Raw genomic sequence first — 21,936 nt, 5'->3', positions numbered from 1 at the left:
TCCTGATGTCAGGCGATATGGGCTTTGTAGGCAGCCTCATCCATGAGGCTGGCGAGCTGGCTTTCGTCGGCGAGCTTCATCTTCCACAGCCAACCGGCGCCGGTTGCCGCCGAATTGACCAGCGATGGGTCGGACGACAGCGTGCCGTTGGCCTCGGTGATCTCGCCATCGACCGGCGCATAGACGTCGGAGGCCGCCTTGACGGATTCGACCACGACGGCGGTATCGCCCTTGGCGAGCTTCTTTCCCGTTTCCGGCAGTTCCACGAAGACGAGGTCGCCGAGTTGCTCCTGCGCGTAGTCGGTGATGCCGACCGTGGCGATGCCGCCCTCGACGCTGAGCCATTCGTGATCGGCGGTGAAATAGATCTTTGCCATGGGGGTCTATCCTTTGCGGTAGCGATGAGGCGTGAAGGGCAGGGAACTGACATCGATCGGGATCTTCGTGCCGCGCACGTCGGCGAAGACCCGCGTTCCGGGCTTGGCCAGCGGGGTGGCGACATAGCCCATGGCGACCGGATGGCCGACCGAGGGGCCAAAACCGCCCGATGTGACATGGCCGACGGGGTTGCCGTCGGTGTCAAACAGAGAAGCACCGGCACGCACCGGCTGGCGACCCTCCGGTTTCAGCCCGACGCGCTTTTGCGCCGGGCCTCGTTCCACGACGGCGCGCAAGGCATCGGCGCCGATGAAGGTGCCTGAGGCTCGGATCTCTTTCGGGATTGTCCACATAAGCGCCGCCGCGGCCGGGTCGGTTTCCGGCGTGATGTCCTGACCGTGCAGGCAGAGGCCTGCCTCCAGCCGCAGGCTGTCGCGCGCGGCAAGGCCGATCCAGAGCACACGCTCGTCCTCGAGCAGCTTGGCGACGAGTTCTCTTGCATCGGCCTCCGGCAGGCCGATCTCGAAACCGTCCTCGCCGGTGTAACCGGACCGGCTCATGAACCAGTTCTTTCGCGGCTCGATGCCGTGCATGAACAGCAGCGAGCCGGTTTCGAGGCCGGCGCGGGAAAGTGCCGCCCAGGCTTCCGGACCCTGAATCGCCAGGAAGACGCGGTCGAGAGGCTCGACCTTTACATCGAAATCGGCTGCCAGCGCGCGCAAATGCTTTTCGTCGGCGATGGCGTTACCGGCATTGGCGACCACCATGAACCTCGTATCGCCGAGCCGGGTGACGATCAGATCATCCAGAATGCCGCCCGCCTCATTGAGGAAGAAGGTCAGCTTGGATTGCGAGATTTCGAGCGCGCCAGCGTCCAAAGGGCAGGCACGGTCGAGCAGCGCAACCGCTTGCGGCCCGCTGACCTCGAACAGCTTCATGTGCGAGATGTCGAACAGGCCGGCATGTTCGCGGGTGTGAAGATGTTCCTTCATGACGCCGGCCGGATAGGTCAGCGGCATCGACCAGCCGGCAAAGGCGCCGAAGCGCGCACCGGCCGCTGCATGGATATCTTCGAGGGGAAGGTGTCTATCGTCGCCCGTCATGTCGTCTCCAGAGTCGCACGCAATCGGTCGCGGATGGCGACCAGTCCGTGCCCCTCTGTCTGAAGCCTGAGAGACTCGCGCAGCCGGAACTCTGTCAGCGGCGCTTACACCTTCGGCGCGGGGGCAAGCCCCGACTTTCCAGAGTGTCTTTCCCGTCTACGGTTCTTTTGCCTGAGAGATTTCGGGCGATTTCCCCTTCGGCGGCAGCTCTCGCTGCTCTCTCCCGCAAACAGGTAGGACTCAAACCCTGAGTCCTCGACGCGCCATCCATAGCCCGTCGGCGACACCTTGTCACCTCCCAGCGACATTGTTCTGACAAGTCTTCGCTAACCACGCCGTTTGCCGGTTTTTCAAGACACTCCTGATATAGCAAGCCGATGTGACGCGTTGGTGCGGACGGGGGCGACAGATGGGCGAATTGATCATGAGCGCTGCGGTGGCGGGGCTGACTTCGAAGAACCGCATCGCTTCAGAGGATGTCGTGATGCTGCGCCGCGACGTGTTCGCCGACGGGGTGGTGACCCGGGGCGAAGCCGACGCGTTGTTCGCGCTCGACCAGACGGCGCGGGACAAATGCGCTGAATGGGCACCGTTCTTCGTCGAGGCGGTCACCGACTACATCGTCCACCAGGAAAAGCCCTCGGGCTACATTTCGCAGGAGAATGCCGACTGGCTGGTCCGCACGATTTCGCGCGACGGCTTGGTCGACAGCCGGACCGAACTCGAATTGCTGGTCCATGTGCTGGAAGAGGCGAAATCCTCGCCGAGCCGGCTTTGCGTCTACGCGCTGGAGCAGGTCGCCCACGCCGTCGTCGACGGCAAGGGACCGCTGATGCTCGGCGGTGCGCTGGTGCCCGGATTGATCGCCAAGGCCGAAGTCGAGCTTCTGCGCCGTATCCTCCATGCCCATGGCGGCGACGGCAACATCGCCATCACCCGGGCCGAGGCCGAGGTGCTGTTCAGGATCAACGAGCGGACAGCCCAGGCCAACAACGATCCGTCCTGGAACGACCTGTTCGTCAAGGCGATCGCCAATTTCGTCATGTGCTCGGCCGGTTACGAGGCCCCGACCCGCGAGGTGGCGCTGCGCCAGGAAACCTTCCTCGATCATGCCGATCCGGAAATCGGCGGGTTTTTCAGCCGCATGGTCTCCGGCGGCCTTGCCGGCATCATAGAGGCCTACCGGTCTCCTGACGACGTAGAGACCGAATGGGAAGCCAAGAACAGGGCAGCCGAGGCGTTGGCCCGTCGGGCCGAGACGATCGATGCTGGTGAAGCCGAATGGCTAATCGAGCATATCGGGGCGGACCGGCCTTTGTACGAGAATGAGCGCGCGTTGCTGACCCTGATCAAGCATGCCTCACCGGAAATCCATCCGGCGCTGAAGTCGTTGCTCGACAAGGTTGCCTAAGCCGCACCGTCCGCTGCTATCGTTCTGCAAAGAATGATATTGAAATGGCCTTCGGGCCATCCCGCCAATTCGGCCATCCGCTTGAAGCCAGCCTTTTCATAGAGGCCTGGTGCCTGGAAGTCGTGGCTGGAGACCCAGATATTCTTGACGCCGCGATCCGCGGCCTCGGCGACAAAAGCGTTGAGCAGTTGCCTTGCGTAGCCGCGACCGCGGTGAGCCTCGTCAATCCACATCAATGTGAGCTCGGACGCGCCCGCCCAGGAATAGCCGGCGGCAACTCCGATCGCGTGTCCCGCATCATCGCGGATCACAAAGGTCAGCCCTCGGTCATCATCGCGGTCCGTTACACGCCGATTGTCGCGATGGAGACGTTCCTCGAGCGAACTCAATTCGACGGGCGACAGGTCGTGCTCGGCCTGTATGCGGGGGCCATCAGATGCCGCCATACCAGTCGTAGCCATTGTCCTCCCAATAGCCGCCGCGGCCGCCGCCGACATTGGCGAAGCCGTCGACCAGTTCGATCTTGTAGAGATATTTCGGCATCTTGTAGCCGAGCTGGCGCTCGACGCGGACACGCAGCGGCGCGCCGTTCTCGACCGGCAGCGGCTTGCCGTTCACGCCATAGGCGAGGATCGTTTGCGGGTGGCGGGCGTCGATCAGGTCGATGGTGCCGTAGTATTTGACGTCGCCCGACAGGCTGCGGTCGATCGTGTCGAGGCAATGGAACATGACATAGCGCGCCTGCGGCTTGACCATCGCCTGGTCGAGCACCAGCGCCAGCGGCGTGCCGGTCCACTTGGCGATGCAACTCCAGCCTTCGACGCAGTCGTGACGGGTGATCTGGGTGCGGCTCGGCATGTTCGTCAGTTGCTCGCGGGTAAGCGACAGCGGCTTTTCCACGAGGCCTGAAACCTCCAGACGCCAGTCGGAGAAGTTGTTGGCGAGCAGGTTCTTGTAGGTGTCGTCATCGGGCGCGGTCACGCCGTTCGGCCGTTGCGGCTGGCGGATATCTGCCTCGGTGAATTCCGGCGCCAGCGAATTGCCGCCGCCGAGCAACCGCTGTGCCCTGTGGGTCAGGCCGTTGGCATTTTCGAGGAAACTGCGCAGGCCGCTGCCGATGCTGAGCTGACTGTCGAAGGCGTCGCAGCCCGACAGCATGACGCCGGAAGCGCCGAGGCTGGCTGCGGTCAGGAATTTCCGGCGGCTGATCTGAAATTTCGCCATTTCAGGCACTCCTCTCGGGCGTTTTGTCGTCATGCACGGGAGGATCGGTGCGGTACCAGCCGGTGATGATCGAACGCAGTTCGTTGATTGGCCCGGCGGCCACAATCATCAGGATGTGAATGATGAAGAAGGCGACCAGCAGAACCATGACGGTGAAATGGATGGTGCGGGCGGTCTGCCGTCCGCCGAGCAATTCATTGAGGAACGGCAGCACCGAATTCATGCTCGGCGACATGGCGAGGCCGGTGATGATCATCAGCGGCAAGAGCACGAACAGAACGCCGCCATAGGCCATCTTCTGCAGCGTGTTGTATTCGCGCGTGTGGTGGAATTTCAGCCTGGCGTGATTGGCGATGTCCTGCGGCAAGCGTTTGAGGTCATCCAGGCGCGGCGCCAGATCGCGGCGGATGTGGCCGTTGATCAGGCTGGCGACCAGCCAGACGATCAATGTCGTCGTCAGTATCCAGGCAAAGAAGAAATGGATGACGCGGGCGGTGCCGAGGTCATAGTAGGAGGGGATCGTCGCCCAGGATGGGAAACCGCGCGCCGTCTCGTTACCTGCCGGACCCGACCAGCCGAGGACGCCTGTCGTGTCGAAACGGTGCCCGAAGATTTCGGTGTAACCGCGCGGCCCGGCATTGGTGTTTTCGGCGCCTATGGCGAAAACGGTGTTGTTGTAGGCGAAGCCGGATTGCTTGCCGATGTAGAGCTGAGGCCGCGCATTGAAAATCTGCAGGCCGGAAAGCAGCATGAAAAACAAGGAGATGGCCCAGAGCCAGTGTGTCAGCCGCGTCCAGCTCGACTGCCGGTAGATCAATGGTTTCTCTTTTGAAGCGGGGAGACCCGGTCCAATTTCGGATTGGCTTCTGGCAACCGATTCCATCTTGTCTGGTCTCCCGGCCTTGCGGCTTGTCCTACGTGTTCATTGTCCTCCTGATACGTCGCGATCCAAACCGATGTTTCATCCGATCACGGATTTATTATGGACGGACCGCCCAGGCTGACGGCGAGATTGACGGCCGCGGCGACGATGACCGTGTTGAAGAAGAACGACAGGATCGAGTGGACAAGCACGACACAACGCATATGCGTCGTCGAGATGTTGGTGTCGGCGGTCTGCGCCGTCATGCCGATGACGGTCGAGAAGTAGAGGAAATCCCAGCCCTCCGGGCGTCTGTCGCCCGGGAACAGCAGGCCACCGACCGGGATCTTCTTATTGGTGCCGGTGTCGACCGCGTCGCCGTCCATCCAGTAGACATGGGCATAATGGAGCGCCGCCATGGCATGGATGGTGAACCAGCCGAGCGGGATCGACAGCAGTGCGAAGCCGAGTTCGATCGGGTGATCCCCATCCTTCCGATTGATCAGCAGGAACAGCGAGATAAGCGCAACGCCGACGACAATGAGCGTCACCGCGAAGATGACCAGAACCGGCTGGTCGGTGGCGCGTGCGTTCTTGCTGAGATATTTGCCGGTGAACTTGGGCATCTGACTGACGACAAGAACGACGTAAGCGGCAAAAAAATGCGTTGGCGCCGATCGAATAGGAGAGCGGCGCGTGCAGCAGCAACGCCACAAGCAGCGCAAACGCACCGATACAGGCCGACACCGCGAACAGCATATGGCGCTGCATCGGTTTCTCGATCGGGGTTTCGGCGGCCATGGCGGTCTCCACCTGGATGGCGCGTTGTTGCTACTCCGGTGTGACGGATTTCAGCGCCCGCCGCAAGATACGGTCGAGTTCGCCGAGAAACCGGGAGCGGTCCTGCGGCGCGAAGCTGGCATTGTAGCCCTTGCTCTCGCCGGTCTCGCGCAGGTGCTGCTTGAGGTCGCGCATCGCCACCGCCATGCCGATCGTCTCGGGCGTGAACGGCCGCCCGGTCGGTCCCAGCACATGGACGCCGAGCGCCACCGTACGTGCGGCAAGCGGAATATCCGCCGTCACCACGATGTCGTTGGGCTTGGCGTTCTCGACGATCCAGTCATCGGCGGCGTCGGCGCTCTTGGAGACCACGACATTGCGTATCATCGGGTCGCGCGATGGGCGCAGGCCGCCATTGGAGACGTAAGTGACGACGACGCCAAGGCGTTCGGCGACCTTTTCCACCTCGGCCTTGACCGGGCAAGCGTCGGCGTCGACGTAGATGGCGGGTGCGGGCATTGTCTCTCCAGAAACGAGCAGGGGCCGGAAATGTATCCGGCCCCTGCCTGAAAATCTTATAATGATCAGGCCGGCAAGGCGCCGGACTTCTTGGCCGTCCAGGTGGCAATGTAATCCATCAGGCCAGGGTTGAGGCAATCGTAGGGCTCCAGGCCGATTGTCTTCAGCCTGCCACGAATGCCGTCCATGCGGCTCGGGTCGACACCCGATTCGATGATCGACGAGACAAAGGCGGTGAAGCCTGGAGGCGACCAGCCGTCTTCCTCGAAGCGCTCGGGGTGAATGAAGGACAGACCCTTGAACGGATGATCGCGCTCGACCGGTCCATGCATGTGGACGCCGCATTGGGTGCAGGCATGACGCTGGATCAGCGCTGAGGGGTCGACCACCTTCAGCTTGTCGCCGTTCTCGGTGATCGTGACATCGCCGGTGCCGGCAACCGCCACCACCGAGAATATAGCGCCTTCGGGCTTCCAGCATTTGGTGCAGCCGCAGGCGTGGTTATGGGCGATCTGGCCCTTGACCTTCACCTTGACCGGCTTGCTGGTGCAGGCGCAGACCAGCGTGCCGCCGGCAAAGCTCGCGCTTTCCCTGGGCAGCCCATTGTCGATTTTCGGATGCAGTTTTTCCGCCATTTTTCTTTCCTCCCTATTTCAGTTATGGGCCATGTTTCACCACAGGGGTCGCTGGCCGGATGGCCGGCGGCGTGTGGCCGTCTTCAGTAAACCACGACACTCCGGATCGACTTGCCCTCATGCATGAGGTCGAATCCCCTGTTGATGTCCTCGAGCTTCAGCGTGTGGGTGATCATCGGGTCGATCTGGATCTTGCCGTCCATGTACCAGTCGACGATCTTCGGCACGTCGGTGCGACCGCGTGCGCCGCCGAAGGCGGTGCCCATCCAGCTGCGACCGGTCACCAGCTGGAACGGCCGTGTCGAAATCTCCTGACCGGCGCCGGCGACGCCGATGACGACCGATTTGCCCCAGCCGCGATGCGAGGCTTCCAGCGCCTGGCGCATCACCTTGGTGTTGCCGGTGCAGTCGAACGTGTAGTCGGCGCCGCCGATCTGGTCGGCACCGCGCTTGGTCATGTTGACGAGGTGAGGGACGATGTCGCCGTCGATCTCCTTCGGATTGACGAAATGCGTCATTCCGAATCGCTCGCCCCAGGCCTTCTTGTCGTTGTTCAAATCGACACCGATGATCATATCGGCGCCGGCAAGCTTCAGGCCCTGGATGACATTGAGGCCGATACCGCCGAGGCCGAACACCACTGATGTCGCACCTTGCTCGACCTTGGCGGTGTTGATGACCGCACCGATGCCGGTCGTGACGCCGCAACCGATGTAGCAGATCTTGTCGAAGGGGGCGTCCGGATTGACCTTGGCGACCGCGATCTCCGGCAGCACCGTGAAGTTGGAGAAGGTCGAGCAGCCCATGTAATGAAAGATCTTGTCCTTGCCGATCGAGAAGCGCGACGAGCCGTCCGGCATCAGGCCCTGGCCTTGCGTGGCACGGATAGCGGTGCACAAATTGGTCTTGCGCGACAGGCAGGACGGACACTGCCGGCATTCCGGCGTGTAGAGCGGGATGACGTGGTCACCCTTCTTGACCGAGGTGACGCCCTTGCCGACATCGACCACGACGCCGGCTCCTTCATGGCCGAGAATGGCCGGGAAGATGCCTTCGGGGTCGGCGCCTGACAGCGTGAACTCGTCGGTGTGGCAGATGCCGGTCGCCTTGATCTCGACCAGCACCTCGCCATCGCGCGGTCCCTCGAGGTCGACCTCCATGATCTCCAGTGGCTTTCCGGCGGCGACAGCAACAGCGGCGCGGGTTTTCATCGGGCATTTCCTCCAAAGGCGATTTTTGGTCCAAGGTTTCAGGTTTTGGTCCGCTCTTCAACAGTCAGATGAGACGAAATCGCGGCTTTGTTGGCGCAGATAGCACACCGCTCGACAACCAGCCCGGCTGGCCAGGGAGCGCGACGGCGCGTCGGGAGGGGCGCCCTTCATGTCGTCCACCGCGGCACTTGAGACCTGGCGACATAGTCCATAGAACTGAACCGTCTGCCGGAGGGGAATTCTGCCCGCATGTTCACCAAGATCCTGATCGCCAACCGTGGCGAGATCGCCTGCCGCGTCATCAGGACGGCGCGCAAGATGGGCATCGCCACGGTCGCCGTCTATTCCGATGCCGATCGCGATGCCGTGCATGTCGAAATGGCCGACGAGGCGGTGCATATCGGGCCGTCACCCGCCGCGCAGAGTTATCTCGTTCCTGAAAAGATCATCGCCGCCTGCAAGGCGACCGGCGCCCAGGCCGTGCATCCGGGCTATGGCTTCCTGTCCGAACGAGCCGCGTTCTGCGAAGCGCTGGAAGCGGAAGGCATCGTCTTCATCGGCCCGAAGCCCAAGGCGATCAAGGCGATGGGCGACAAGATCGAATCGAAGAAGTTCGCCAACGCCGCTGAGGTTTCGACGGTTCCGGGCTGGCTTGGCGTCATCGAAAATGCAGACCATGCCGAAAAGATCGCCGGCGAAATCGGCTATCCCGTGATGATCAAGGCCTCGGCCGGTGGTGGCGGCAAAGGCATGCGCATCGCCTGGGATAAGTCGGAAGTGCGCGACGGGTTTGACCGGGCGCGCTCGGAAGCCAAGAGTTCGTTCGGCGACGACCGCGTCTTCATCGAAAAGTTCATCGTCGACCCGCGTCATATCGAGATCCAGGTGCTGGCCGACGCGCATGGCAATGCGCTCTATCTCGGCGAACGCGAATGCTCGATCCAGCGCCGCAACCAGAAGGTGGCGGAAGAGGCGCCGTCGCCATTCCTCGATGCCAAGACGCGCAAGGCCATGGGCGAACAGTCGGTGGCGCTGGCCAGGGCTGTCGATTACCAGAGCGCCGGCACCGTCGAATTCATCGTCGACAAGGACAAAAACTTCTATTTCCTTGAAATGAATACACGATTGCAGGTCGAACATCCGGTGACCGAGCTCGTCACCGGCATCGATCTGGTCGAGCAGATGATCCGCGTCGCCGCCGGCGAGAAACTCGCCATCAAGCAGAGCGACGTGAAGCTGAATGGTTGGGCGGTGGAAAGCCGGCTCTACGCCGAGGATCCCTATCGCAATTTCCTGCCGTCGATCGGCCGGCTGACGCGCTACCGGCCACCGGAGGAAGGACAGTTCGGCGACATCGTCATCCGCAACGACACCGGTGTCACCGAAGGCTCGGAAATCTCGATGTTCTACGATCCGATGCTCGCCAAGCTGTGCACCTGGGCGCCGACGCGGCTCGAGGCAATAGATGCCATGTCGGAAGCGCTGGACAGCTTTGTCGTCGACGGCATCGAGCACAACATACCGTTCCTGGCGGCGCTGATGCAGCATCCGCGCTGGCGGAAAGGGGAGATATCGACCGGCTTCATCGCGGAGGAATATCCCGACGGTTTTGCCCCCGTCGTGCCGAACAGCGAGGAAAGGGCCGTGCTGGCATCAATCGTCACCGCGGTGGAGCTGCTGCGCCGCGACCGTCTCGACCGGCTGGGCGGGCGGCTGGCGCCGCATTCGGGAGCGCTCAAGCGCGACTGGGTGGTGAAGATCGGCGAAGATTATCTGCCGGTTTCTATCATTGAAGGCATGATTTCCATCCCGATGGAAATCGACCTGTCCATCGATGGCCGCAAGGCGCTGACCGTTTCGTCCGACTGGCGGCCGGGTGACCTCATCTGGCGCGGCACGGTCGGCAAGCGCAGGGTTGCCGCCCAGATCCGGCCTGTCGCCAATGGCCTTCGCATCGCCTGGAAAGGCATGTCGGTGACCGCGCGCGCCATGCTGCCGCGCACCGCCGAATTGGAACGGCTGATGCCGGACAAAGTGGCGCCGGATACGTCGAAACTTCTGCTCTGCCCGATGCCGGGGCTTGTCGTGTCGATAGCCGTTGCCGAAGGCCAGGAGGTCAAGGCCGGCGAGACCTTGGCCGTGGTCGAGGCGATGAAGATGGAAAACGTGCTGCGCGCCGAGCGCGATCTGGTCGTGGCGAAACTCAACGCCAAGCCCGGCGATAGCCTGGCTGTCGACGCTGTGATCATGGAATTCGCCTAAGCGGCTGGAAGCCTGTGGTCAGTAGTCGTTTGTGCTGGACTGGTATCGCCCGGTCCCGGACAATATATCTCCATCGACTCAAGTCTTACGGACAGCGCGACAAACCATGGCGGATGACAGACTTCCACGCGATCCCCTGAAGCGCGAAGCCGTGATCGCGGCCGCGCGGCCGGAGGTGCCGGCGCGGCCGTTCGTCCATTTGCGCGTGCACTCGGCCTATTCGCTGCTGGAGGGCGCGCTTCAGCTTGGCAAGATCGTTGGCCACGCGGTGAAAGACGAGGCGCCGGCCATCGCCGTCACCGACACCAACAATCTGTTCGGCGCCTTGGAGTTCGCGCAAAAGGCGGTGAAGGACGGCATCCAGCCGATCATCGGCTGCCAGATCGCGCTCGCCTTCTCGGGCGAGAACAGCGATGGCCAGCGTGATCGCCGTCGGCAAGGCCCCGATATGCGGCCGGTCGTGCTGCTCGCGGCCACTGAAGCCGGCTATTCCAATCTCGTCCGGCTGGTCAGCCGCGTTTATCTCGAAACGCCGCCCGGTGAAGCGGTGCACCTGACCACCGAAATGATGGACGGCCAATGTGACGGCCTGATTTGTCTCAGTGGCGGGCCGCGCGGCCCGATCGGCATAGCCCTGAAGGAAGATCGCCGCGATCTTGCCGAGGCGCGACTAGTCACCCTCAAGACGATGTTTGGCGACCGCCTCTATGTCGAGCTGGACCGGGTTTCGGGCTACGACCGGATGATCGAGAAATCCTCGATCGATCTCGCCTATTCCCATGAACTGCCGCTGGTTGCCACCAACGAGGCCTTCTTCTCTTCGCGCGATGAATATGAGGCGCATGATGCGTTGATCGCCATCGCCGAGGGTTCGGTCGTCGCCGTCGACACCCGCCGCCGGCTGTCGCCGGACAATTTCCTGCGCAGCCAAGCCGATATGGCGAAATTGTTCGCCGACCTGCCGGAAGCGATCGACAACACGATCGAGATCGCGCTGCGCTGCTCCTATTATCCGAAAACCCGCAGCCCGATCCTGCCGCGTTTCACCGGCGGTGATGCCTCCGACAAGGACGCGGCCGAAAAGGCCGAGGCCGAGGAACTGGCCCGCCAAGCGCGCGAGGGCCTTGATGCACGGCTCGCGTTGCACGGACCGACCCCGGGCTACACGGTCGAGCAATATCGTGAGCGGCTCGAATTCGAGCTTGGCATCATCGAGAAGATGAAATTCCCCGGCTACTTCCTGATCGTTGCCGACTTCATCAAATGGGCCAAGGCGCAAGGCATTCCGGTCGGGCCGGGGCGTGGTTCGGGCGCCGGTTCGCTGGTCGCCTATTCCACCACCATCACCGACATCGATCCGCTGCGCTTCTCGCTGCTGTTCGAGCGCTTCCTCAATCCGGACCGCGTGTCGATGCCCGACTTCGACATCGACTTCTGCCAGGACCGCCGCGAAGAGGTGATCCGCTATGTCCAGCAGAAATATGGCCGCGACCAGGTCGGCCAGATCATCACCTTCGGTACGCTGCAGGCGCGCGCCGTGCTGCGCGACGTCGGCCGCGTGCTGCAGATGCCCTATGGCCAGGTCGACAAGCTGTCGAAAATGGTGCCGCAGAATCCGGCCAATCCGGTCAAGCTCGCCGACGCCATCGCCAACGAGCCGCGCTTTGCCGAGGAGGCCGAGAAGGAACCGATCGTTCAGACGCTGCTCGACATGGCGCAGAAGCTGGAGGGCCTCTACCGCCATGCCTCGACACACGCCGCCGGCATCGTTATCGGCGACCGACCTTTGTCGGAACTGGTGCCGATGTACTGTGATCCGCGCTCGGATATGCCGGTCACCCAGTTCAACATGAAATATGTCGAGCAGGCCGGGCTGGTGAAGTTCGACTTCCTCGGCCTGAAGACGCTGACGGTGCTGGAGACGGCGGTGAAGTTGATCCGCCGCCGCGGCATCGACATCGACCTTGCGACGATTCCGCTCGACGATCCCGAGACCTACGCCATGCTGTCGCGCGGCGAGGTTGTTGGCGTGTTCCAGGTGGAAAGTGCTGGCATGCGCAAGGCGCTGATCGGCATGCGGCCGGACTGCATCGAGGACATCATCGCGCTGGTCGCGCTCTACCGGCCGGGCCCGATGGAAAACATCCCGACCTACAACGCCAGAAAGCATGGCGAGGAGGAGATGGCCTCGATCCATCCCAAGATCGACCATCTGGTAAAGGAGACGCAAGGCGTCATCGTCTACCAGGAACAGGTGATGCAGATCGCGCAGGAGCTGTCCGGCTATTCGCTAGGCGAAGCCGACCTTCTGCGCCGCGCCATGGGTAAGAAGATCCGCGCCGAGATGGACAAGCAGCGCGAACGCTTTGTCTCCGGCGCGGTCGAGCGCGGCGTGGCAAAGCCGCAAGCCGACTTCATTTTCGATCTGCTGGCCAAGTTCGCCGACTATGGTTTCAACAAGTCGCACGCCGCCGCCTACGCCGTCGTCTCCTACCAGACCGCCTATCTCAAGGCGCATTATCCGGTCGAGTTCCTGGCGGCGTCGATGACACTCGACATGGGCAACACCGACAAGCTCGCCGACTTCCGCCAGGATGCGCTGCGCCTGGGCATCGAAGTCCTGGCGCCGTCCGTTATGACCAGCTTCCGTGCCTTCGAGGTCGGCGAGAACCGCATCTATTATTCGATGGCCGCGCTCAAGGGCGTGGGCGATGCCGCCGTGGAGCACATCGTCGTCGTTCGCGGCGAAAAGCCGTTCAAGAGCCTGGCCGATTTCTGCGAGAGGGTCGACCCGAAGATCGTTGGCAAGCGGGTTTTCGAAAGCCTGATCATGGCCGGCGCGCTCGACTGCTTCGGCCACGATCGCGCCCAGATGTTGGCTGGCGTCGAGCGGATGATGGGACTGGCGTCGCTCGCCCAGCAGAACGCCGTTTCGGGTCAGGCCGATATCTTCGGCGCCTCGCTCGGCGCCCAGTCGCAGGCGCTCAATTTGCCGGCGACCGATCCGTGGCTCGCCGCCGACCGCCTGCACCGCGAATTCCAGGTCGTCGGCTTCTATCTCTCGGCGCATCCGCTCGACGAGTACAAGGCGGCGCTGCAGAAGATGCGGGTGCAGAACTGGGCGGAGTTTTCCGCTGCCGTCAAGCGCGGCGCTTCCGCCGGCCGGCTTGCCGGCACCGTTACCAGTAAGCAGGAGCGCAAGACGCGCACCGGCAACAAGATGGGCGTGGTGGCCTTTTCCGACACCTCCGGCCAGTACGAGGCCGTGTTGTTTTCAGAAGGATTGGCCCAGTATCGCGATCTCCTCGAAGCCGGCCGCTCCGTTGTCATCACTGTCGCGGCGGAGGACAGGCCCGAGGGTGTCAACCTGCGCATCAACTCCGTCCAATCGCTGGAGGACGAAGCAAGCCGCGTCCAGAAGGCTCTGCGCATTTTCGTCAGGAACGAGGGGCCTGCCTCGATCATCCAATCCCAGCTCACCCAGCGCGGGGAAAGCCAGGTGAGCATTATCGTGATCAAGGAGGAGGCGCAGGGCGAGGTCGAGATTGCCCTGAATGGTGGCTACCGCGTCTCGCCGCAGATCGCCTCGGCGATGCGCGCCGTGCCTGGTGTGGTCGAAGTGGAACTGGTGTGATCTGCGCGCTTGCCAGGCGGCTATCCGCAGGCCGGCACCTGCCGCTTATGCCGGCATGAAGGCCAAAGGGACGCGCGCATCGCAGGATCTTTCCGCGACGGCGCGTCTACGCAACATGCTGCGCAGGCTCTATCATGGGCGCTCGCCGGCCGCGTTCCGGTTCCAGCTGGTGGCCGTCATCATCGACCTCGCCATCATCGCCTTTTTCATCGCCACGCCGGTCATCCAGCAGTCGGCCTCGTTTCTGTGGCTGGACTATGCCGTGGCGGCTCTGGTCGCCGCCGATCTGATTGCCAGGCTGCTGGCCTCCAATGACATGCTGCGCCTGTTGAAGCAGCCGACCTTCTGGGTGGATGCCTTCATCCTTCTGACGCTGCTGATGCCGGCGGCGCTCGCAAGTCTCGGCTTTCTGCGAATTCTGCGGCTGTGGTCGCTGTCGCGCAGCGGTTCGATCTGGCGGCATTTCGAGATGCGTGGCCTGCGACCCTGGCGCGAGGCAAGCCACGCGGTCATCAACCTGTTGACCTTTCTATTTGTCATCACGGGCTTCGTTTACACGTTCTTTTTCCGGAACGGTGCCGGACTGGAAAACTACATCGACGCGCTTTACTTCACCGTCGCGACCGTGACGACAACCGGCTTCGGCGACATCGTGCTGCCGGGCATCGCCGGCAAGTTGACAGCGATCGTGACCATGATCATCGGCATATCGCTGTTCGTCAGGCTGGCGCAGGCGATCTTTCGGCCGGCCAAGGTGTTCTTTCCCTGTCCGCAATGCGGGCTGCGGCGGCATGAGCCGGACGCCGTGCACTGCAAGGCATGCGGTCATGTCCTCAACATTCCAGACGAAGGGAACTGACCGGCAGTGCTATGACGCCGCGACCTCGGCCGGCTTTACGGCTTTGCGCTGCAAATTGAGCAGATTGCCCATCAAGATCAGCAATGCGCCGCCGGCGGTGAAGGCGTCGATCTGCTCCTGATAGAGCAGCCAGCCGATCAATGCCGACAGCGGTACGCGCAGAAAATCCATCGGCGAGATCACGGTCGCGTCGGCATAGGCCAGGGCGCGGGCGAGGCAGAAATGGGACGACATGCCGGTGAACCCGATCAGAATGATCCAAGGCCACAGTGCAAGCGAAGGGTTGCGCCATTCGTAGAGAGCCGGAATAAGGCCGACCACGGACTGGATGACCAGCATCCAGAAGATGATCCGCACGACGCTGTCCGTGCGCGTCAGCGACTTGACCAGCACCAGCGAAACGCCGAAACAGACCGCCGCGCCCAGCACGACCAGATGGCCCACATCGGCCGAGCCGACGCCTGGACGCACGATGACGACCACGCCGATCAGCCCAAGCACGATCGCCGCGAGCCGTGGCCGGCTCAGCCTTTCGCCGAGAAACGTGACCGCCAGGATCGCCGTCCAGATTGGCGTGGTGAATTCGATCGAGATCAGCACCGCCAGCGGAATGAGCGTCAACGCGTAGAGCCAGGCAGCCTGGCCGCTATAGTGGACGACATTGCGCGCGATATGGGCCAGCGGCCGCTGCGTGCGCATCGCGGCAAGCCCACCTGTCGCCATCACCAGCGGCAGCAGAATGAAGAAGCCGATGACCGAACGCAGTTCCAGCACCTGGAAGACATTGAGTTCGGCTGTGGTGGCGCGGCCGGCGACGGACATCGCCAGGAACGATGTGATCGACAGCGCCATCCAGAACGCGGCCTTGAGGATCGACGGGTTGGGTGCCATGTCCGCTATGTCGCAGGCCGTGGCTGGCGGAGCAATCGCTAGTCCATGTATTCTTCTGGGCCAGTCGCGGCGAAGGCTTTGAGAGCAGTCATGCTGCGGGCGGAACCCGATACGGCCAGGGGCGTTGAGCCCCCTAGTATCCGTGCTGTGCAAACGCGCACTCCCGTGTCGACAAGGAGGGTTTCATGAGACGATTCGCGCAAGTCGCGCTTGCTGGCTGCCTGGTGATTGCTGCCGGCGCGGCTCGTGCCGACGAGACCAAATTTCTCAAGTCGTTCAAGGGCAATTTCGCTGGCAAGGGCACTGTTCAGGTAACCACGGATGTGCCGAACGTCGGTGTCTCTTGCAGCTTCAAGTCGAACGCGACCTCAACCTCGCTGTCGCTCGACGGCAACTGCCGCGGCCTGATCCTGGTGACACGCGCCATCAGCGCTCGTCTGAAGGTCAGCGGCGGCAAATACAGCGGCGTCTATGTGGGATCGCGCACCGGACCGGCGCAGCTGAACGGAAGCCGTTCCGGCAATGCGATAAACCTCGCCATTCGCTGGGCCAAGGAGGTCAATGGCGATCGCACCGCGCAGCTTACCGTACAAAAAAACGGGGCGGACGGCATTGTTTTGACCGTGGTCGACCGTGATCCCCAAACCGGCAAGAGCGTTGTGACCAGCCGCATCGATCTTCGGCGCAGCTGATCGGGTTCAATCTTCAAGCGGCTCCGGTGGATGGGCGTCGCGGCCTTTGCCGAAGGTGTAGCCGGTTTGCACAGCCTTGCGCCCGAACTTGTCGCGCAACGCATCGATGGCACCTTCGGCCATGGCGCGCTTGCGCGACTGGACATCGACCAGATCCGGCGGGTCGGCCTTATCGTCGTCGGAGAGGTCGCTGACACCGATGCCGAGCAATCGAAATTTCGTTCCGTCCGTCTCCTTGCGAAGAAGGTCCACGCCGGTCGAAAAGATGCGGTCGGCGAGCCGGGTCGGGTCGCCGAGTTGGCGGTTGCGCGTGCGCAGCTTGAAATCCTGGGTCTTCAGCTTCAGCACGACGGTGCGCCCGGCAATGCCTGACTTCTTCAGCCGCGCCGAGACTTTTTCCGAAAGGCCCCTCAGCACGGAGACCAGCTCTTCCAGCGAGGCGATGTCGGTGTCGAAAGTGGTTTCGGCCGATACGCTCTTGGCGTCCTGGTCGGGGTCGACGCGGCGGACATCCTCACCGCGCGAAAGCCGGTAGAGCCGTTCGCCCATTACCCCATAGCGGCGCATCAGGTCGCCGCGTTCCATCTTCTGAAGCTGGCCGATGGTGCGGATGCCATCCTGTTCGAGCGTCGCGTTGAACGCCTTGCCGACACCCCAGATCATGGTCACCGGCTGCGTTGCCAGAAAGCCGACCGCTTCGGCCTCGCCAATGACGGAGAAGCCGCGCGGCTTGCGGAAGTCGGACGCTATCTTGGCGAGAAACTTGCAGTAGGACAGGCCAGATGAAACGGTGATGCCGATCTCCTTCTCCACGGCCAGCGCGAAGCGCGCCAGCACCACCGCCGGCGGCAGGCCGTGCAGCCGCTCGGTGCCGGCGAGATCCAGGAATGCCTCATCGATCGACAGCGGCTCGACCAGCGGCGTCAAGGCCTGCATCATGGCGCGCACCTCGCGGCCGACGGCCACGTACTTTTCCATGTTCGGCGCGATCACGACCGCCTCGGGGCAGGCTTCGAGCGCCTTGAACATCGGCATGGCGGAGCGCACGCCGCGGATGCGCGCGATATAGCAGGCGGTGGAGACGACGCCGCGCTTGCCGCCGCCAATGATCAGCGGCTTGTCCTTGAGCGCCGGGTCGTCACGCTTTTCGATGGCCGCGTAGAACGCATCGCAATCGATATGGGCCAGATGCAGCCGGTAAAGCTCGGGATGGCGGGCAAGGCGAGGGCTGCCGCAGCGTTCGCAGCGGCGCGTTTCACCGCGCTGAAACGTCAGGCAGTCACGACAAAAACCGTGATCGGGATTGTTGACAGGAGCCGCCATCGCTGCGAACATAAAGAGAACAGAAGCAATGGTACGACAGCGCAAGGCCAGCGACAAGCCTGGCCTGGGGAGAACGCATGAGCACGACGGTAGTGCCGCTGGCGCCTGAGCTCTGGCCTGAATTCGAGGACCTTTTTGGCAAGCAGGGCGCCTGTTATGGCTGCTGGTGCACGCATTTCCGGCTGGCGCCGGCGGCGCGGCGCGAGAGCAGCCGTGAACGCAACAAGGACCACATCAAGGCGCGTATCGAGGCCGGCCCACCACCTGGCCTGCTGGCTTTCGAGGGTGGCAAGGCGGTTGGCTGGATGCAGATCGGGCCACGCGCGGACGTGCCCGAATGGAACAACAAGGGCAGGGGCTCGGCGCCGATCGATCCCGCCGACGCGTCCGATCCGGCCGTCTGGGCGATCTCGTGCTTTTTCATCCGCGCCAAGGCGCGCGGCAGGGGCATCACGCACCGCCTCGTCGAAGGCGGCATCGATTTCGCCCGCAGGAACGGGGCGCGGCTTGTCGAGGCCTGCCCGATCGACCTGTCCCGCGATTCGCGTTCAATCGGCCTGTTTGTCGGCTCATCTGGGGTCTTCGAGAAGGCCGGCTTCGAGAGGCTTGTGGAGCGCAAGGCCGGCCGGCCGCTGATGCGGCTGATATTGTAGGAAAACTTCAGCTTGTAGTTGCATGGTATTTCTACAGCAAAGTGATGTTGCTCATCGGGAAATAAGGGGAGCGAGGCGAAACTGAATCCTTTATTCTGCAGCGGTGCCAGATTGCGCGGCTGGTCGACGAACCATTCGCCGCTGATGCGGCTGATGTTGAAGCCGAATGCCTGGCCGTCATCGTCTTGCAGTCGTGATGGTATTTCCCTACCAGAGACACGAAACGAATTTTGCTTTCGACCGAACGGAGAATTCCCGTGAACCGTATGTTGCCAATTGCCTTTACCGCGCTTCTGCTCAGTGCGCCTGCTTTCGGCCAGACCGTCGACAGCCAGGGCGCCAAGCAATTGTCCGATGACCTGTCCCGCTATGTCGGCAAACAGGCGCTCGATAAGGGTATCCTGAAGGTTTCGGCCGAAGGCGACGCCTACAAGATCGTGTTCGATTTCAAGGCGCTTGCCAGCAGCTTTCCTGACCAGAAGCTGATGAAATTCGACTTTGCGCCCTATGCCCTGCTGGTCAAGCCGCGCAGTGACGGGTCCTGGGATGTCTCGATGGATTTTTCGCAGAGCGCGTCCTTCGAATTCAACGGCCCCCAGGGAAAGCAAAGCACGCGGTTTTCGATCAAGGACGGCAAGGGCAGCGGCGTTTATGACCCCAAGCTGGCGGCCTTCACCAGCGCCACGAGCTCGATTGCCGGGATGACGATGTCGTCGCAGGATAGCAAGCAGCAGATGGAGGCGAGCGCCGGTGCCGGCACCGTGACGCTTTCCGCGACCAAGGCGGCCAATGGCGGCGTCGATTTCACGACATCGCAAAAGATTTCGAACTTCGTCGAAGCGATAAAATTCAATGATCCCGAGAACGGGCTGAATTTTCCCGTTACCGTGAAGTCGCCGGAATTTTCTGTGGAGGCCGGCGGCAAGGGTGTGCAGACCAAGCCTCTGCTCGACCTCCTGGCGTTTGCCGTGGCCAATGAGGACGAGAAGACGCTGAAGGCAAACCAGGCGCAGCTCAAGTCGCTTCTGCTTGCAGCACTTCCCGTGTGGGAGCGTATCGACGGAACCTATGGCTTCAAGGATTTCGCGGTCGACAGCCCGATTGGTACGTTCGGGGCAACCCAGTTCGGCATAGCGTTCGGTTCTGACGGGGTCGCCCAGAACGGCAAGGTCAGCTATGGCATCAAGGCTTCGGGGCTGACCGTGCCGCAGCAGCTCCTGCCGAGCTGGAGCGTGGCGCTACTGCCCACCGATATCGACCTGAACTTCGGCGGCGCCAACATCGATCTCGACAGCATGGCGAAGAAGGCGATCGAAGCCTTTGATCTCAATCAGGATCCGCCGCTGCCGGCCGAGTTCGGCGACCAGCTCAAAGCCGACTTCCTTGCCAAGACGCCGAAGGTCGTCATCGGCCACAGCACCGTGAAGAACAAGGACATGGAAATCGCGCTGGAAGGCGAGATGACAAGCTTCGGCCAGAAACCTGACGCAAATCTCACTGTCGACGTCGCCGGCTTCGACAAGATCATGGAACATCTGCAGGAAGCAGCGAAGGCGGAGCCGGAGGTCGGGCAGTACGTGCCTGTCGCTCTCATGGCGAAGGGTTTTGCCAAGACGCTGCCGGACGGCAAGCTGGAATGGGTCATCAACACCAAGGCCGACGGCTCGGTCGCCGTCAACGGCGTCATGCTGAAGCCCGCTGACCCAGCGGTGGACGACAGCGTCGACGATGGTGACGGCTCGGACGACGAGAGCGGCGGTAGCGACAATGGCGGCGGTGACAATGGCGGCAGCGCTAACGGCGGCAGCGCTAACGGCGGGGCAGGGGCTAAGCTCAATCCTTGAGGTTTCTGCCCTCGACCAATTCCAGGAAAAGTGTAAAGCAGTTTTCCGCGCGGAAGTGCGTCAAAGCGCCTGAAGTCCCAGCGCGGCCGCGATCTTCGGCGCGGCTTGGTGCCAATCCTGGACGACCACGACATCGTCCGGGACCGACGGCAGGAACGCGCGCAGCGAATTGTCGGCCATCAGATGGAAAAGATTTGCGTCGGCGACAGATTCCCTCACCGACGCCAGATTGGCCGGTTGGTCGTCGACGAAGACCACCGGCCGCCCGGTCTTGCCGCGCAGCCTGGCCACCGCCGGTCCCTTGGCCATTTCGGTGGTCAGCAGCGGATAGCTTAGCCCGAGGGCGTCGAGATGGGCGCGCCGCACGGCACGATGCCTGTGCGGCATGGCCGTCAGCAATATGATTTCCGCGCGGTCTCCAAGCCCCGTCAGAGCTTCCGCGGCTCCATCGGTGATGGTCTGCCAATCGGCTTGCGCGTCGAAGAAATCACCCAAAAGTGCCGCGACTTCGAGTTGTTCGATCAGCCGGCCGCTGGCCGTTTCGGCAATGTTACCGGTCAGCCGGAAGGATGCCAGCGTCAGGCCATAGCCACGCGCCTTGAGGAAATGCGGGAAGGGGCGGATGAATTCGAGCACCACGTCGTCGACGTCGAGCACGAGCAGCGGCCTGTCGTCAGCCGCCAGTTCCTCGATCTGGCGCGCCGTTTCGGGATCATCGCTCATGTGGAACGATCGTGATTGTCATCGCCAAGCGGCAAGGCGCGCAACGCCTTGCCGACAGCCGCCGGTGGCGTGCCGGTTTCCTCGGCGAAGCGCATCAAAGTCGGCTCGTGGGCGAGAATGAATTGCAGGACGCCGGCCAGGAAACCCGGCTCGCCGGCCGCCCGGCGGATCGAATGCGCCTCTATTCCGGTGATCGCCAGAAAGCGCGGTAAAAGCTCCGGATCGGCGGCAACGAAGCCCAATGCCTTCACGGCAATGGTTTCGGCCTCTTCGCGCATTGACGCTGCGTTTGCCATCACTACCTTCGGTGTGTGGAATGAGTCTCTCCCGCAGTAATGGCAAGAGTTGGCCGCGGCAAGCCATTAGAGCGCGGCGCGCCTTTTGGATGCGCGGGAGGCGCGGCGGAATTCGTGCTGCTTGCAGGCCACGGGTTTCCGTTTCGTCAATCATATTGCCGTATCGTGAAGCAGGGTTTGGTGCGTCCAAGGAAAGAGCGCATGACGGCCACCTCCGGGCGGAGGACGGCCGGGACGGGATTTCGATGCCTAAGAAGGTCATGATCGTCGAGGACAATGAGCTCAATATGAAGCTCTTTCGGGACCTCATCGAAGCAAGCGGCTACGAGACGGTGCGCACCCGCAACGGTCTGGAAGCGCTCGATCTGGCGCGCCAGCACCGGCCGGACCTCATCCTGATGGACATCCAACTGCCAGAAGTGTCGGGGCTGGAAGTGACCAAATGGCTGAAGGAGGACGACGATCTGCACGTCATCCCGGTCATTGCCGTGACTGCCTTCGCGATGAAGGGCGACGAGGAACGCATCCGCCAGGGCGGCTGCGAGGCCTATATTTCGAAGCCGATCTCGGTGCCGCGCTTCATCGAAACCATCAAATCCTATCTGGGCGATGCCTGATGTTCCCTTCCAGCCGAGC

At 62.5% G+C, this 21,936-nt stretch carries 20 protein-coding genes, 1 pseudogene and 1 riboswitch; of the genes and pseudogenes, 8 read left to right on the top strand and 13 right to left on the bottom strand.

Going from position 1 to position 21,936, the window contains the following annotated elements:
• Positions 1–8 precede the first annotated feature (8 nt).
• On the bottom strand, positions 9–377 hold the full coding sequence (gene gcvH / locus O7A70_RS11620) for a glycine cleavage system protein GcvH (protein ID WP_149905505.1): 369 nt from the start codon (positions 375–377) through the stop codon (positions 9–11).
• A gap of 6 nt (positions 378–383) precedes the next feature.
• Positions 384–1,481: a glycine cleavage system aminomethyltransferase GcvT gene (gene gcvT, locus O7A70_RS11615; RefSeq protein ID WP_337140495.1), complete on the bottom strand. Its 1,098-nt coding sequence runs from the start codon at positions 1,479–1,481 to the stop codon at positions 384–386.
• Between the two features lie 149 nt (positions 1,482–1,630).
• A riboswitch (glycine riboswitch) is annotated at positions 1,631–1,717 on the bottom strand.
• A gap of 173 nt (positions 1,718–1,890) precedes the next feature.
• On the opposite strand from gcvT, the gene O7A70_RS11610 reads away from it, so the two are divergent.
• Positions 1,891–2,892: a hypothetical protein gene (locus O7A70_RS11610; protein ID WP_337140494.1), complete on the top strand. Its 1,002-nt coding sequence runs from the start codon at positions 1,891–1,893 to the stop codon at positions 2,890–2,892.
• On the opposite strand, the gene O7A70_RS11605 is transcribed toward O7A70_RS11610, so the two are convergent.
• The 7 genes and pseudogenes from O7A70_RS11605 to O7A70_RS11575 form a co-directional block, all read right to left on the bottom strand.
• Positions 2,889–3,389, bottom strand: a complete 501-nt coding sequence (locus O7A70_RS11605) for a GNAT family N-acetyltransferase (protein WP_337140493.1) — start codon at positions 3,387–3,389, stop codon at positions 2,889–2,891. The genes O7A70_RS11610 and O7A70_RS11605 overlap by 4 nt on opposite strands.
• Complete coding sequence (locus O7A70_RS11600; RefSeq protein WP_337140492.1) at positions 3,325–4,116, bottom strand: molybdopterin-binding protein; 792 nt, start codon at positions 4,114–4,116, stop codon at positions 3,325–3,327. The genes O7A70_RS11605 and O7A70_RS11600 overlap by 65 nt, the downstream gene beginning before the upstream one ends.
• Position 4,117: 1 nt before the next feature.
• Positions 4,118–4,999 carry a cytochrome b/b6 domain-containing protein gene (locus O7A70_RS11595; protein WP_337140491.1) on the bottom strand — a complete coding sequence of 294 codons (882 nt, stop codon included), beginning with the start codon at positions 4,997–4,999 and terminating at the stop codon, positions 4,118–4,120.
• A gap of 86 nt (positions 5,000–5,085) precedes the next feature.
• Positions 5,086–5,779 (bottom strand): annotated as a pseudogene (locus tag O7A70_RS11590) (DUF1345 domain-containing protein).
• A gap of 30 nt (positions 5,780–5,809) precedes the next feature.
• Positions 5,810–6,277: a YaiI/YqxD family protein gene (locus O7A70_RS11585; RefSeq protein ID WP_027144995.1), complete on the bottom strand. Its 468-nt coding sequence runs from the start codon at positions 6,275–6,277 to the stop codon at positions 5,810–5,812.
• A gap of 65 nt (positions 6,278–6,342) precedes the next feature.
• On the bottom strand, positions 6,343–6,912 hold the full coding sequence (gfa, locus tag O7A70_RS11580; protein ID WP_337140490.1) for an S-(hydroxymethyl)glutathione synthase: 570 nt from the start codon (positions 6,910–6,912) through the stop codon (positions 6,343–6,345).
• A gap of 83 nt (positions 6,913–6,995) precedes the next feature.
• Positions 6,996–8,123 carry an S-(hydroxymethyl)glutathione dehydrogenase/class III alcohol dehydrogenase gene (locus tag O7A70_RS11575; RefSeq protein WP_172736957.1) on the bottom strand — a complete coding sequence of 376 codons (1,128 nt, stop codon included), beginning with the start codon at positions 8,121–8,123 and terminating at the stop codon, positions 6,996–6,998.
• A gap of 249 nt (positions 8,124–8,372) precedes the next feature.
• On the opposite strand from O7A70_RS11575, the gene O7A70_RS11570 reads away from it, so the two are divergent.
• The 3 genes from O7A70_RS11570 to O7A70_RS11560 all read left to right on the top strand — a co-directional run bounded on the left by O7A70_RS11570 (position 8,373) and on the right by O7A70_RS11560 (position 14,878).
• A complete protein-coding gene (locus O7A70_RS11570; protein ID WP_337140489.1) occupies positions 8,373–10,385 on the top strand; it encodes an acetyl/propionyl/methylcrotonyl-CoA carboxylase subunit alpha in 2,013 nt (670 codons plus the stop codon).
• Between the two features lie 106 nt (positions 10,386–10,491).
• Positions 10,492–14,019, top strand: coding sequence for a DNA polymerase III subunit alpha (dnaE, locus tag O7A70_RS11565; RefSeq protein WP_337140488.1), 3,528 nt, complete (start codon positions 10,492–10,494; stop codon positions 14,017–14,019).
• 55 nt (positions 14,020–14,074) lie between these two features.
• Positions 14,075–14,878 carry a potassium channel family protein gene (locus tag O7A70_RS11560; protein ID WP_337140487.1) on the top strand — a complete coding sequence of 268 codons (804 nt, stop codon included), beginning with the start codon at positions 14,075–14,077 and terminating at the stop codon, positions 14,876–14,878.
• A gap of 9 nt (positions 14,879–14,887) precedes the next feature.
• Here O7A70_RS11560 and O7A70_RS11555 read toward each other — a convergent pair whose 3' ends face one another.
• Positions 14,888–15,769 (bottom strand): DMT family transporter, encoded by an 882-nt coding sequence (locus O7A70_RS11555; RefSeq protein ID WP_337140486.1) that lies wholly within the window; start codon positions 15,767–15,769, stop codon positions 14,888–14,890.
• 185 nt (positions 15,770–15,954) lie between these two features.
• On the opposite strand from O7A70_RS11555, the gene O7A70_RS11550 reads away from it, so the two are divergent.
• A complete protein-coding gene (locus O7A70_RS11550; RefSeq protein WP_337140485.1) occupies positions 15,955–16,461 on the top strand; it encodes a hypothetical protein in 507 nt (168 codons plus the stop codon).
• A 6-nt stretch (positions 16,462–16,467) separates the two neighbouring features.
• On the opposite strand, the gene O7A70_RS11545 is transcribed toward O7A70_RS11550, so the two are convergent.
• Positions 16,468–17,796 (bottom strand): DNA polymerase IV, encoded by a 1,329-nt coding sequence (locus tag O7A70_RS11545; protein ID WP_337140484.1) that lies wholly within the window; start codon positions 17,794–17,796, stop codon positions 16,468–16,470.
• Between the two features lie 65 nt (positions 17,797–17,861).
• Here O7A70_RS11545 and O7A70_RS11540 point away from each other — a divergent pair, with 65 nt between their 5' ends.
• Together O7A70_RS11540 and O7A70_RS11535 are read left to right on the top strand one after the other, a co-directional pair.
• On the top strand, positions 17,862–18,437 hold the full coding sequence (locus O7A70_RS11540) for a GNAT family N-acetyltransferase (protein ID WP_337140483.1): 576 nt from the start codon (positions 17,862–17,864) through the stop codon (positions 18,435–18,437).
• Positions 18,438–18,703: 266 nt separating this feature from the next.
• A complete protein-coding gene (locus O7A70_RS11535) occupies positions 18,704–20,281 on the top strand; it encodes a hypothetical protein (protein WP_337140565.1) in 1,578 nt (525 codons plus the stop codon).
• Between the two features lie 60 nt (positions 20,282–20,341).
• Here the strand turns inward: O7A70_RS11535 and O7A70_RS11530 are convergent, their stop codons facing one another.
• Positions 20,342–21,004, bottom strand: coding sequence for a hypothetical protein (locus O7A70_RS11530; protein ID WP_337140482.1), 663 nt, complete (start codon positions 21,002–21,004; stop codon positions 20,342–20,344).
• Positions 21,001–21,300 (bottom strand): DUF3572 domain-containing protein, encoded by a 300-nt coding sequence (locus tag O7A70_RS11525; RefSeq protein WP_337140481.1) that lies wholly within the window; start codon positions 21,298–21,300, stop codon positions 21,001–21,003. The genes O7A70_RS11530 and O7A70_RS11525 overlap by 4 nt, the downstream gene beginning before the upstream one ends.
• Positions 21,301–21,545: 245 nt before the next feature.
• Between O7A70_RS11525 and O7A70_RS11520 the strand changes: the two genes are divergently transcribed.
• Positions 21,546–21,917 (top strand): response regulator, encoded by a 372-nt coding sequence (locus O7A70_RS11520; RefSeq protein ID WP_006334976.1) that lies wholly within the window; start codon positions 21,546–21,548, stop codon positions 21,915–21,917.
• The last annotated feature ends 19 nt before the right edge of the window (positions 21,918–21,936 follow it).

The sequence above is a fragment of the Mesorhizobium sp. Cs1299R1N1 genome (assembly GCF_037179655.1).
GTDB classification, from domain to species: domain Bacteria; phylum Pseudomonadota; class Alphaproteobacteria; order Rhizobiales; family Rhizobiaceae; genus Mesorhizobium; species Mesorhizobium salmacidum.
This window is presented reverse-complemented; position numbering and strand designations above follow the sequence as displayed.